Consider the following 11782-nt stretch of genomic DNA (forward strand, 5'->3'; position numbering starts at 1 on the left):
CGCTCCTGACTATTCGATCACACCGCAAGCAAACCGTGCTCCGCCGCCGCCAAGGGGCTTGGGCTCGTCGGAATAATTGTCGCCACCGACATGAACCATCAAAGCTCTATCTTTGATTTCATCCAGTGACTTGAGACGCGGAGCCGTGACGCTTTGCGTTACATTGCCCGCGGCATCTGTTTTGAGTAAAGGCAAATCACCAAGATGTCCTTCGCCTTCCGGCCCCATGTGATGCTTGGAATGTGAGGGGTCGTAATGCCCACCGGCGGCTTGCGCCGGAACAGTTTTTCCATCTTGTTCGCCGGGTGCGCAGCTTCCTTTCTCATGGACATGAAAACCGTGCTCACCCGCAGGAAGGCCACGCAAATCGGGTTTGAATTGCAATCCGTCCGCAGTCTGCGAGATCGTGACGGTGCCGATTTCCTTCCCTTGCCCCGTCGGCAGAGCTTCGTAGAGTTTGACACTCACATCCGCTGCAACTGCGGGAACTGTCAGAAGCATCATTGCTGAAGCTATCAATAACGGCTGCATCATTTCCTCCTGATCGCGATAATTCGTGATGAGAGGACAACGCACACCGTCAGAAATTGTTCGAAAATAAATCTTCCGTGTGAGGACCGCGTGACAAACGCCTGACACGCGGTCCAGCCGGATTATACCGTTACGAACTGAGCCATCATGCCCACATCTTCATGTTCCAGCACATGGCAATGGAACATGAACGGGTGGCTCTTCGCTCCCTCACGGTCAAAATGGACAAGTATTTCGGCCTTGCCATCGATCAAAGCAGTATCCTTCCATCCCGACTGGTGCACTGGCGGAGCCTTGCCATTCAGGGAAAGAATGCGGAATGAGGCTCCATGGATATGGAATGGGTGCGGCATCTCCTTGGTTGTGAGATCCCAAATCTCCCAGGAGCCAAGTTTAGCCTCGACATCAATACGATTCATGTCGAACGGTTTACCCGCGATTGCCATTTCCACACCCGAGGTCAGAGCTTCAAGCGCAGGCCCCGCATCGGCAGAAGTTCTGGCACCGTGCATTTCATGATCCATGGCGCCGGACATCGAGCCCATATCCATATTATGCCCGGCATGAGGATCAGCTGACGGCTTTGCCATCATCAGTTTCATATTTTCCGCCATGCGCTCATCGAAGAAAAATGAACGGCGTTTTACGGATAGCTTTTCATCGGCTGCATCAGGACCATCAAGACGATCTGGAACTGCCGTGATTTTCCCTCGCAAGGTGCTGTCCACGACAAACCGCATCAAGTGCAAATCGTCACCGCCGCTGTCATCCCCATAGGTCAACAAATCAGCGGCTTCACCCTTGGAGAAATCAACCAGAACCTCGTAGCGCTCGCCGGGGCTGATGGTTAGCCTTTCGACCGCTTCTGGCTTTCCAATGAAGCCGCCATCAGACGCTATGACAAGCAAAGGCCGATTGTCGCTCAGACGAACATGAAAATTTCGCGCATTGGCGCCGTTCAGGATACGCAGGCGGACAATGGAGGCGGGAACACGTGCTTCCGGTGAAACGACACCATTCACGATAAGCTTGTCGCCTCGGAAACCATGCATCAAGTCCATGATATCCGGTTGATAGACCTTATCACCTTCGATCACCCGGCGATCCTGAAGCACCAACGGAATATCGTCCACTCCGTAATCTTCTGGTAGTCCGCGCTCAGCATCCTTACCGTCAGTAACCACCATAAAACCGGCAATACCCATATGCGCCTGGCGGGCGGTGTTGCCATGCAAATGTGGATGAAACCAGTTGAACGAGGCCGGCTGGTTAACCGTAACTTTCAGCTTCCATTCTGCGCCCGACGCAATCAGATTGTGTGGCCCACCGTCGAGTACGGACGGAACAAAAAGCCCATGCCAATGAAGTGTAGTCTCTTCATCCATGCCATTTTCAACGGAAAGAGTGACCGTTTCGCCGTTCTTCAGACGGACGAGGGGGCCGAGATAGGCACCATTGATGCCAGCAGATGCCGCTTCGCTTCCTTCTTCAAAGCTGTGCCGGCCTGTCTGCACTTTCAGTTCAACAACGCCCGATGCGTCCGGTTCGATCAACGGCGGTAAAGGCAAAGGCCGTCCAGCCGTGGCGGTCGCTGAGGAAGCAGCGCCGTGGCCCATGTGCGTGTCCTGGGCAATGCTGTCAAAAGGGCGAATAGCAGTTAGAAAAGCGGCCCCTGCCCCAAGAGACAGCAGGCGGCGACGTGTAATTCCAGTCATGGTTATTCTCCAGACAATAATCTCATGGCCGCCAAACCTTTGGCGGCGATTTTCAGATCAAGCCGGGAGCAGTATGGGAGGCCGCAAATCTCTATTCGGCAATTTGCCGCTAAGTGCCGCGACAAGCGGCGGCAAACCAAAATCCAGAACCGGAGTAAAGGCACGCAAATTCGTGCCAAGCTGAACGACGCAGCCACAAATCATCATGACACAAGCATTGGGTGCTTTAGCGCCGTGATCCACTGGGGCAGATTTATCCATGCTCGACGGCATCGACGAATCGTCCATGTGATGCGGCAGGTTCAAACTGCAATCAGAAACTGTCTGCACAGATGGCATGTCATGCGCCATTGCGTAACAGAGTTGCACTGAGAGAAGAAACACGAACGAAAGCATTGTCACGAGCACGCGGGAGGGCGAACACAAGACCGCATGGCCTCGTGCTGTATTCCTGAAACCGATATCGTACTGTGCTCGATACATCTTTGCTTCCAAACGGACGACATTGGAAATCTAGTCGTCCGTTACGGCAATTAAAAGACCTGACGGAGCACTGACGGGAATTTTACCCACTTTCGCTTTTCTTTCCAAAATTGCCTATTCGAAATCATAAAGTTGCTCAAAAGCCGTTTTTCTCTTGCGATTCCATACCCTGCAGTTTTAAAGAGGCCGTATCTCGGGCTCCTCCCTCAAATTTAGACGGCCCGTAAATATTGGATCTGAAACAATGACTGTCGCTGTAGCGGTTGCCCCGCAGAAAAATTCCGCGCGCCGAGTTCTGGCCGCGAGCATGATCGGCACCACGATCGAATTCTTTGACTTCTATATTTATGCCACCGCTGCGGTGATCGTATTCCCGCATCTGTTCTTCCCTGCAAGCGACGGCAATTCCGCGCTTCTCCAGTCTCTGGCAACCTTTGCGATTGCCTTCTTCGCCCGCCCTATCGGTGGTGCTCTGTTTGGTCACTTTGGCGATAAGGTTGGACGCAAAGCGACGCTCGTTGCAGCGCTCATGACCATGGGCATTTCCACCGTCGCCATCGGCTTCCTGCCAACCTATGATTCGATTGGCGTCTGGGCAGCTCTTTTGCTCGCTCTCTGCCGTCTGGGCCAGGGACTTGGTCTTGGCGGTGAATGGGGTGGTGCAGTGCTGCTCGCAACTGAAAACGCACCCGAAGGCAAGCGTACCTGGTACGGCATGTTCCCGCAGCTTGGCGCGCCAGTTGGCTTCATTCTGGCAACTGGCATCTTCCTCGTTCTGGCAGAAGCTCTCACCGAAGAACAGTTTTTTGCTTTCGGCTGGCGCATTCCTTTCATCGCCAGTGCACTTCTGGTTGGTGTAGGCCTGTTCATCCGACTGAAAATCGCTGAAACGCCAGAATTCCAGAAAGCAATCGACAAGGCTGAACGCGTCGAAGTACCGGTCGCCACGCTGTTCAAAAAGCACAAGATGAGCCTGTTCCTCGGCACGATCGGTGCGGTTGCAACCTTCGTCCTGTTCTATCTGATGACAGTCTTCTCATTGGGTTGGGGCACGCGCGCCCTTGGTTACAGCCGTGAAGAATTTCTAATTCTTCAGATGATTGGCGTAATCTTCTTCGGCCTCATGATCCCGGTAGCGGCCCTGCTGTCAGACCGCTTCGGCATGCGTCCGGTCATGATCATCGTCACCGTTCTGATCGGCCTCTACGGCTTCATCATGGCGCCTTTGTTCATGGCTGGTACGGCCGGCGTACTCGCGTTCCTCGTCATCGGCTTCGGCCTGATGGGCCTGACCTACGGTCCGATTGGCGCTGCTCTGGCCGAGCCGTTCCCAACCTCGGTTCGTTACACCGGTGCTTCGCTGACTTTTAATCTGGCAGGCATTCTGGGTGCTTCCGTAGCGCCTTACATCGCAACCTGGCTTGCAACGCATTATAGCTTCGACTATGTCGGCTATTACATGTCTGCCGCAGCTGTGATTTCGCTGATCGGTTTTGCCTTTATCTCGTTCAAGCGCGGCGAATAACGAACTTCCGAAACGAAAAAGCCCACGTGGAGCGATCCACGTGGGCTTTTCTTTTTAAGGAGCTTGCAGCTTTTATTCTGTGTCAGCAGCTTCCAGCGCAATAGCCACTGACTGGATAATCGACGCAAAACGCACGGCTGTCTGGATCGTTTCCGACGTCACATTGGCTTTGCGCAAAACATCCTCATGTGCATCGATGCACATGCCGCAGCCATTGATAGCAGATACGGCCAGCGACCAGAGTTCGAAGTCAATCTTATCGACACCCGGATTACCGATCACATTCATGCGCAGCTTCGCTGGCATGGTGCGGTAGTCCTTGTTGGTCGCAAGATGCACAAAGCGGTAATAGACATTGTTCATGCCCATGATCGACGCAGCAGATTTTGCCGCCTGAATGACGGAGGCATCAGCCTTAGCAACGGCTTCGGCAACAAGCGCCCTGCGCACGTCGGCATTACGAGAAGCAATGCCGCAGGCGATGAACAGGCCGTATTTCTGTTGCGGTGTCAGAGTTTCGTCGCTTGCCATCGACGAAAGATTGAGACGAACGTCCTTGGCGAAATCCGGGATCTTTGACTTCAGATCATCAATGGACATGTAACCCTCTTTATCTGTCATTTGGATATTAGAGCATGTCTCCCGAAAGTGGGAACCGGTTTTGGGATAAAGACATGCCGAAAACAAAGAGATAGAGCGGTTCCAACGATTTCGTTTTTACCGGAACCGCTCTAGATAAAAGAAAGGCGGGCCTTGACCCGCCTTTCTGCAAACCAATCAAGGGCTATCAGGCAGCCTTGAGCGTCTCGCCACCGACTTCACGGTTGCATGGGCAGAGCTCATCGGTCTGCAGCGCATCGAGAACGCGCAGCGTATCCTTGGGAGCGCGACCAACGTTGAGGTTGGTTGCGTAAACGTGCTGGATCGTGTTGTCCGGATCGACAACGAAGGTGTAGCGGTACGCAACACCATCTGGCGAACGAACGCCGAGGCCATCGACCAGCGAACCATTGGTGTCGGCAAACGACCAGATCGGTAGCTTGTCGAGATCCTTGTGATCGCGACGCCATGCGAGCTTCACGAACTCATTGTCGGTCGAACCGCCCAGGACGACTGCGTCACGGTCTTCGAAATCCGATGCAAGACGGGCAAATTCGGCGATTTCGGTAGGGCAAACAAAGGTGAAATCCTTCGGGTAGAAGAAGATAACCTTCCACTTGTCCGCAAAGCTTGCTTCGGTGATTTCTTCAAATGCCGAAACGCCGTTTTCTTCGTGATGGTTGAAACCGGGCTTTACGCCGGTGACCTTGAAGGAGGGAAGCTTATCGCCGATACCGAGCATTTTATACCTGCCTGTAAATTCAGTTGTTATGCGGAAATTTCTGAACTTACAGAATTTTCCGACTACGAGTCTTATATAGGGATTCTTGTTAAATCGGTCAAAGCGATTATAACGATCAAATCCATCGATTTAAACGATGGAGCAAAGTCGAAAGAATCAATGCTCAATATCAGCGTCCGCCAGCTCCATTACTTTATGGCCCTTGTCAAAGCGGGGTCCTTTTCGCGTGCAGCTGAGGTCGTGGGTGTTACCCAATCGACATTGAGTGCTGCTATTCAGGCGCTTGAAACAGAACTTGGCGTAACGTTGATCGATCGCTCGGGCAGACGAATGCAGCTTTTGCCCGCTGGTGAGGATTTTCTCGCACGCGCTCGTACGATTATAGCCCTCATTGAAGAATTGCCTGAACACGCGCGACAAGCTGAACGACCGCTGACGACCAGACTACGAATGGGCGTCATTCCGTCGATAGCGCCTTTTCTGCTGCCTAAAGTCCTGCCTGCGACCGCTAAAGCCTTTCCCGAATTGCAGTTGACCATTCGTGAAGGTCTCACTCGGTCGTTGCTCGACAGCTTGCGTTCAGGTTCGCTCGATGTAGCACTGGTCGCTCATCCCTACGACCTCGATGAATTTGAGATAGCAGAGCTTGGTCGGGACATCTTCTATCTGGCAGTGCGGCGCGATCATGCGCTGGCCAATCGCGAGCAGGTCGATGCAGACGACTTGCAGGACCAGCCGTTTCTTCTACTGGAAACCGGGCATTGCCTTCGGGAACACGTCATGGCCGCCATAGGGTCCACACCGGCCCGAGCAAGCGGTGACGTTCATGCCACATCTATCATGACGTTGGTGCAACTTGTCGACTTCGGGATGGGTGTTACGCTGCTGCCTGAAGTGGCGATCAAAGCCGGAGCCACGCGCGGAACGGAGCTGAGCATCGTTCCTTATGAGGGCAAAAACAATTATCGGTCACTGGTTCTCGTCTGGCGCTCCAACACCGCCCGCCGCAACGAGTTTCAGCTCTTCGCTGACCATCTTCGCGGCAAGTGCATGAAGCCGGCCTAGAGAATTCCCCAGGCGCGAAACCGTCCGCGCCCGGTAACTTCTCTCAGATTGAGTTCCGAGATCAGCTTCAAAGCCCCTTGCTGCGTAACCTGCAGTTCCTTCTCCACCATCTGGCTGGAAATGACGGGACTGCGTAGAACCATATCCATCAGTTGCGGCAATCGCGAATTGGACCTGCGCCCCTTGAGCTTACGCTGCATCTGTTCGCGCGCCAGAAGCAGCCGATCATGCTCCTTCATGGTCGTATCGGCTGCATCCTCGATACTTTCAAAAAACGCCCCGATACGGACAAGACGGTTAGGTGAGCGCCGTTCATCCGGTCGTTTCGCGCGGAGACCAAGACTGATTGCTGGCAAATGACCGATTGCAAGGCCACTCTGACGCAAGAAGGCGGCAGTCAGTAACCGACCGATCCATGACGATCGTTGCACGACTTCGAGAGAAAACCACGCGTCTTGGATCAATGCGGCGCGCATAAGTGGTGGCAGATACCTTGTCGCCGCAAGACAGTCCCGCCATTCCTGCAAACGCGCATCCTCATCCCAGTCGTCGTCGTAAAGTAGCGTATCGCGCGCGACGGCTTCCGACTTCGACCTGCCTGAGACAGTTCCCTTCAAAAGGGCATCAGTCCGCGCAAGCAGGTGGTCAATGTCATTGAGCAACGGATCGACATCATCATCGATTGCCCCGGATGGCTCAATTCCAGAGGGTACAGTATCGACCGTGCGGCCAAGCAATTGCTGAACACCAGCAGGGCCAAGAGCCCAATCTGCAGGTCTTCCAGCAATCTGCCGACGCATGCGCAAAACCGCGTGTGCGATGGTCAGGGCGTGACTAGGCATCCGGCTGTCCATCAAAGCATCATGCAAGACCAGGTCTTCCATATGCACCAGTTCGCCTTCAAGCCACATCGAAGCGACGGCATCGTGCATATGCATTCGCTCAAGCATCCCTTCGCGAATGGGCGAGCGCAAAAGTCGTTCGTCGAGCCGCACCAGAGCCGCCGTAGCTTTGCTCACGGGTACGAAAAATTCTCCGAACGGCAAATCATCGATCTTGTAGGCCATGCCCCGCATATCGCAGCCGATTGCGAGAAAAGGCAAACAAAATTACCGCCTTATCCGAGAACTTCCGCAACTTTGACAGTGCGGTCTTCCCTGACCGAACGAAGTGCCGCCTCAGCCAGAGCCAAAGCTTGTAATCCATCTTCTGCTGAAGGATGCGGCGCCTTGCCGGTGTCCAGCGCATCGATAAACGAGGCGATTTCCGTTGCATAAGCGGCCGTGTAGCGGGTCATGAAGAAATCATGCAATGGTGGACGGTTATAACCGTCTTTAGAAGCGATTTCTATCGAGATCGGACGCTGGTTTTCCGCCGAAACAGCACCGAGCGATCCATGGACTTCAATGCGCTGGTCGTAGCCATAGGAAGCGCGACGCGAATTGGAAATGACGCACTGGCGACCGGAAGCAGTCGTCAAAATGACGCTTGCACTATCATAATCGCCAAGTTCTCCAATTTTCGGATCGACCAGCACCGAAGCCGAGGCCGATACGTTCTCGATTTCCTCACCGAGGAGAAAACGCGCCATGTCAAAATCATGGATCGTCATGTCACGGAAAATGCCGCCGGATACCTTGATATATTCAGCGGGTGGCGCACCCGGATCGCGACTGGTGATCGTCACCATTTCAACATTGCCGATGTGCCCATCTTTGATGGCTTTGTGCACTGCTGCAAAATGCGGATCGAAACGGCGATTGAAACCCAGCATCACTTTCGCGCCAGTTTCTCGAATGACATTGAGGCAGGCTCTGACGCGCGCTATGTCAAGATCAATCGGCTTCTCACAAAAAACAGCCTTGCCGGCGCGAGAAAACCGTTCAATAAGATCGGCGTGGGTATTGGTCGGTGTGCATATCAGCACTGCGTCCACATCGTCTGACTTCTCGATAGCGTCAATATCGCGGGCTTCCGCACCGGCAGAATCAGCAATTGCTTGCGCCGCCGCCTCATTTGCGTCTGCGACCGCGACCAAACGGGCCCGCTTGTCCGCAGCGATTGCGCCTGCGTGAACCTTACCTATACGGCCCGCGCCGAGCAGTGCCAGACGTGTCACCATTGCCTCATCCTCCCAGGAAACGGCCATCTTCGGTCAAATGAAGATATACTATAGAATATTTATTCTATTTTGCTAGAATGTGACATAAAGATTGTCAAGAGACCATACCGAAAGGCCACTGATGGATTCCCCCGCCCCGTCATCAATCAGCGTTCCGACGAATATCAAGGAATTCGAGGCGAAGCTGCTAGAGGTTTCCGACCGTTTGCCGAAGAGGCTGAAACAGTGCGCCGATTTCGTTGCCGCCAACCAGGACCGTATCGCTGTGTCGACCGTCGCCGAGATGGCCGAAGGTGCGGGTGTGCAGAGCTCAGCCTTCATGCGTTTCTGCCAGATCATGGGTTTCTCCGGCTTTTCGGAGATGCAGAAGCTGTTCCGGGATTCCTATGCGGGCGGCTGGCCTGACTATTCAACCAGATTGCAACATTTGCGAGAAACGGCGACCGGCAGCGCCCCCGCCCTTCTTGCCGAGTTTGCCGAAGCAGGGCGCACTTCCCTCGAAGGGCTGCTCAAAACCATTGATCCAGATGCGCTCGAAAAGGCCGTTCAGCTTTTGGCCAGCGCGCAGACAATCCATATTGTCGGCATCCGCCGTGCTTTTCCCGTCGCGAGCTACCTGGCTTACGCGCTGGAGAAGATGCAAGTGCCTGCCATGCTGCACAGTGCAGTCGGCAAACTGGAGAACCTGCATGCTATTCGCGAAGGCGATGTGCTTCTGGCGATTACGTTTTCACCCTACTCACCGGAAACGGTCACCATGGCCGAAACCGTCGCCGCGCGTGGTATCGACGTCGTCGGCATCACTGACACGTTTGTCAGCCCGATGAGTAAATCTGCCAAACAGACATTGCTCGTTTCAGAGGTGGATTTCGGCGCCTTCCGCTCACTCTCCGCAACGCTTTGTCTCGCCATAGCGCTCGCTGTAGCCGTAGGCACCGCACGTCAAAGCGACTGATCCTTCCCGTGCATATTCCATTTTTTAGTTGAAATGGAATAATAAATCCATTTTAATCAAAAATGGAATAACTGCTATGTGTGCATGAATCCTGCACAGCCTTGCAGCAATAAGAAAATAGCGAGGGAGGATTGTAGTGAAGCGGCTCGACTTGATAACGATTGGCCGATCTTCGGTTGACCTGTATGGCGCACAGGTTGGCGGCCTTCTGGAAGACATGGCCTCCTTCAACAAATATGTAGGTGGCTCTCCTACCAATATCGCAACCGGGACTGCACGGCTGGGCCTTAAATCCGCACTTATCACCCGTGTTGGTGACGAGCATATGGGCCGTTTTCTGTTACGCGAGCTGGAACGCGAAGGCGTGGACACACGCGGTATCGTCACCGATCCCGAACGCCTGACCGCGCTCGTTATTCTCGGCATTCGCGATCAGCAGCATTTTCCACTGATATTCTATCGCGAGAATTGTGCCGACATGGCATTGTGCGAGGACGACATCAATCCGGTCCTCATCGCCGAAGCTGGCTGTATTCTGGTTACAGGCACACATCTATCACATCCGAAGACCGAAGCGGCGGTTCTGAAAGCACTCCGTCTTGCTCGCGACAATGGCAGCCGGACGGCACTCGACATAGACTATCGCCCCAATCTCTGGGGGCTTTCCGGTCATGGCGACGGCGAAAATCGTTTTATCGAATCCGCAGCTGTTACGACCAAACTGCAATCGACCCTGCATCTGTTCGACCTGATCGTCGGCACGGAAGAAGAGTTTCATATTGCTGGCGGCTCGACAGACACGCTTCAAGCGCTGAAAGCCGTGCGCGCAGTAACGGATGCGGCACTGGTCTGCAAACGTGGCCCCATGGGAGCAGTGGTTTTCGAAGGCCCAATCCCTAACAGCCTCGACGAGGGACAGAGCGGCGAAGGGTTCCCGATTGACGTTTTCAACGTGCTTGGTGCGGGTGACGGGTTCATGTCCGGGCTTTTGCGCGGCTGGCTGAAGGATGAAGACTGGCCTACCAGCCTCAAATTCGCCAATGCCTGCGGGGCTTTTGCGGTCTCGCGACATGGATGCACGCCAGCTTATCCGAGCTGGGAAGAGCTTCAGTATTTTTTCCGTACCGGCATTCGCAACAAGGCTTTGCGCAAGGATGCTGCGCTGGAGCAGATACATTGGTCCACCAATCGCAACGGCCACTGGCCACATATGCGCGTTTTTGCCTTTGATCACCGTATTCAACTGGAAGAAATGGCCGCCGAGGCGAGCGTTTCAACGGAAAAGATTGGCGAGTTCAAACAGCTTTGCCTGAATGCGGCCTTGCAGGTGGCAAACGGGGATGAGGGTTACGGCATATTGTGTGATGGTCGACTGGGCCGCGATGCTCTTTACCGGGCCGCCGGTACGGGCTTGTGGATCGGACGTCCGACCGAATGGCCCGGCTCGCGTCCGCTCAAGCTGGAACCGGAACTCGGACCAGACTGCGGTGGACTGGTCGAGTGGCCTGTCGAGAATGTAGTGAAGTTGCTATGCTTCTACCATCCGGATGACACAGCTGAATTCAAGGCAGAACAGGAAGAAACTGTCTCACGTCTTTTCGCAGCCGCACGGCGCAACCGACTGGAATTCCTGCTGGAAGTCATCCCATCCAAAGCAGGTCCCGTCGATGACGACACAACTGCGCGTGTGATCACGCGGTTTTATGAAATTGGCGTCTATCCCGACTGGTGGAAGCTAGAACCCATGAAGACCAGAGCGGCCTGGGCCAATGCCTGTGACGCGATCATACGCAATGATGCACACACACGCGGTATCGTTGTTCTGGGGCTGGACGCGCCTGCCGAAGAACTGGAAGCCAGTCTTGCAATTGCTGCCGAATTTGACCTTGTCAAAGGCTTTGCGGTGGGACGCACCATCTTTGGCGACGCGGCACGCAAATGGCTGAATGGTTCGATCAGCGACGAAGAAGCAATCGCCGACATGGTGATGCGCTATCGTGGACTTTGCAACGTCTGGGACAGCGTGCGTACATATTGAATTCGT

The 11782-nt window shown here is 54.2% G+C and carries 11 protein-coding genes; 4 read left to right on the forward strand and 7 right to left on the reverse strand.

Annotated features, from left to right (window positions below; genetic code table 11):
* Positions 1-9: 9 nt before the first annotated feature.
* From sodC to AAE521_RS01770, 3 genes are all read right to left on the reverse strand, one after another.
* Positions 10-531: a superoxide dismutase family protein gene (gene sodC / locus AAE521_RS01760; protein WP_071632137.1), complete on the reverse strand. Its 522-nt coding sequence runs from the start codon at positions 529-531 to the stop codon at positions 10-12.
* A gap of 122 nt (positions 532-653) precedes the next feature.
* Complete coding sequence (cueO, locus tag AAE521_RS01765; RefSeq protein ID WP_071632136.1) at positions 654-2246, reverse strand: multicopper oxidase CueO; 1593 nt, start codon at positions 2244-2246, stop codon at positions 654-656.
* 57 nt (positions 2247-2303) lie between these two features.
* Positions 2304-2729, reverse strand: a complete 426-nt coding sequence (locus AAE521_RS01770) for a hypothetical protein (RefSeq protein WP_071632135.1) — start codon at positions 2727-2729, stop codon at positions 2304-2306.
* A 244-nt stretch (positions 2730-2973) separates the two neighbouring features.
* Between AAE521_RS01770 and AAE521_RS01775 the strand changes: the two genes are divergently transcribed.
* Positions 2974-4254 (forward strand): MFS transporter, encoded by a 1281-nt coding sequence (locus AAE521_RS01775; protein ID WP_029927110.1) that lies wholly within the window; start codon positions 2974-2976, stop codon positions 4252-4254.
* A gap of 72 nt (positions 4255-4326) precedes the next feature.
* Here AAE521_RS01775 and ahpD read toward each other — a convergent pair whose 3' ends face one another.
* Both ahpD and AAE521_RS01785 read right to left on the reverse strand, forming a co-directional pair.
* Positions 4327-4854, reverse strand: coding sequence for an alkylhydroperoxidase, AhpD family (ahpD, locus tag AAE521_RS01780; protein ID WP_342060343.1), 528 nt, complete (start codon positions 4852-4854; stop codon positions 4327-4329).
* Positions 4855-5041: 187 nt separating this feature from the next.
* Complete coding sequence (locus tag AAE521_RS01785; RefSeq protein ID WP_012093191.1) at positions 5042-5596, reverse strand: peroxiredoxin; 555 nt, start codon at positions 5594-5596, stop codon at positions 5042-5044.
* Between the two features lie 159 nt (positions 5597-5755).
* Between AAE521_RS01785 and AAE521_RS01790 the strand changes: the two genes are divergently transcribed.
* A complete protein-coding gene (locus AAE521_RS01790) occupies positions 5756-6661 on the forward strand; it encodes a hydrogen peroxide-inducible genes activator (RefSeq protein WP_071632134.1) in 906 nt (301 codons plus the stop codon).
* On the opposite strand, the gene AAE521_RS01795 is transcribed toward AAE521_RS01790, so the two are convergent.
* Both AAE521_RS01795 and iolG read right to left on the reverse strand, forming a co-directional pair.
* Positions 6658-7728 (reverse strand): RHE_PE00001 family protein, encoded by a 1071-nt coding sequence (locus tag AAE521_RS01795; protein ID WP_071632243.1) that lies wholly within the window; start codon positions 7726-7728, stop codon positions 6658-6660. The two genes, AAE521_RS01790 and AAE521_RS01795, sit on opposite strands and share 4 nt — an antisense overlap.
* Before the next feature lie 50 nt (positions 7729-7778).
* Positions 7779-8783 carry an inositol 2-dehydrogenase gene (gene iolG / locus AAE521_RS01800; protein WP_071632133.1) on the reverse strand — a complete coding sequence of 335 codons (1005 nt, stop codon included), beginning with the start codon at positions 8781-8783 and terminating at the stop codon, positions 7779-7781.
* 121 nt (positions 8784-8904) lie between these two features.
* Here iolG and AAE521_RS01805 point away from each other — a divergent pair, with 121 nt between their 5' ends.
* Positions 8905-9738: a MurR/RpiR family transcriptional regulator gene (locus AAE521_RS01805; RefSeq protein WP_071632132.1), complete on the forward strand. Its 834-nt coding sequence runs from the start codon at positions 8905-8907 to the stop codon at positions 9736-9738.
* 136 nt (positions 9739-9874) lie between these two features.
* Positions 9875-11776 (forward strand): bifunctional 5-dehydro-2-deoxygluconokinase/5-dehydro-2-deoxyphosphogluconate aldolase, encoded by a 1902-nt coding sequence (locus AAE521_RS01810; RefSeq protein WP_342060344.1) that lies wholly within the window; start codon positions 9875-9877, stop codon positions 11774-11776.
* The last annotated feature ends 6 nt before the right edge of the window (positions 11777-11782 follow it).

The organism is Brucella cytisi (genome assembly GCF_038433355.1).
GTDB lineage: Bacteria > Pseudomonadota > Alphaproteobacteria > Rhizobiales > Rhizobiaceae > Brucella > Brucella cytisi.

Bases quoted from the DNA above. Each gene is read 5' to 3' on its own strand.
- sodC (WP_071632137.1), bottom strand. From the start codon at position 531: ATGCAGCCGTTATTGATAGCTTCAGCAATGATGCTTCTGACAGTTCCC.
- cueO (WP_071632136.1), bottom strand. From the start codon at position 2,246: ATGACTGGAATTACACGTCGCCGCCTGCTGTCTCTTGGGGCAGGGGCC.
- AAE521_RS01770 (WP_071632135.1), bottom strand. From the start codon at position 2,729: ATGTATCGAGCACAGTACGATATCGGTTTCAGGAATACAGCACGAGGC.
- AAE521_RS01775 (WP_029927110.1), top strand. From the start codon at position 2,974: ATGACTGTCGCTGTAGCGGTTGCCCCGCAGAAAAATTCCGCGCGCCGA.
- ahpD (WP_342060343.1), bottom strand. From the start codon at position 4,854: ATGTCCATTGATGATCTGAAGTCAAAGATCCCGGATTTCGCCAAGGAC.
- AAE521_RS01785 (WP_012093191.1), bottom strand. From the start codon at position 5,596: ATGCTCGGTATCGGCGATAAGCTTCCCTCCTTCAAGGTCACCGGCGTA.
- AAE521_RS01790 (WP_071632134.1), top strand. From the start codon at position 5,756: ATGCTCAATATCAGCGTCCGCCAGCTCCATTACTTTATGGCCCTTGTC.
- AAE521_RS01795 (WP_071632243.1), bottom strand. From the start codon at position 7,728: ATGGCCTACAAGATCGATGATTTGCCGTTCGGAGAATTTTTCGTACCC.
- iolG (WP_071632133.1), bottom strand. From the start codon at position 8,783: ATGGTGACACGTCTGGCACTGCTCGGCGCGGGCCGTATAGGTAAGGTT.
- AAE521_RS01805 (WP_071632132.1), top strand. From the start codon at position 8,905: ATGGATTCCCCCGCCCCGTCATCAATCAGCGTTCCGACGAATATCAAG.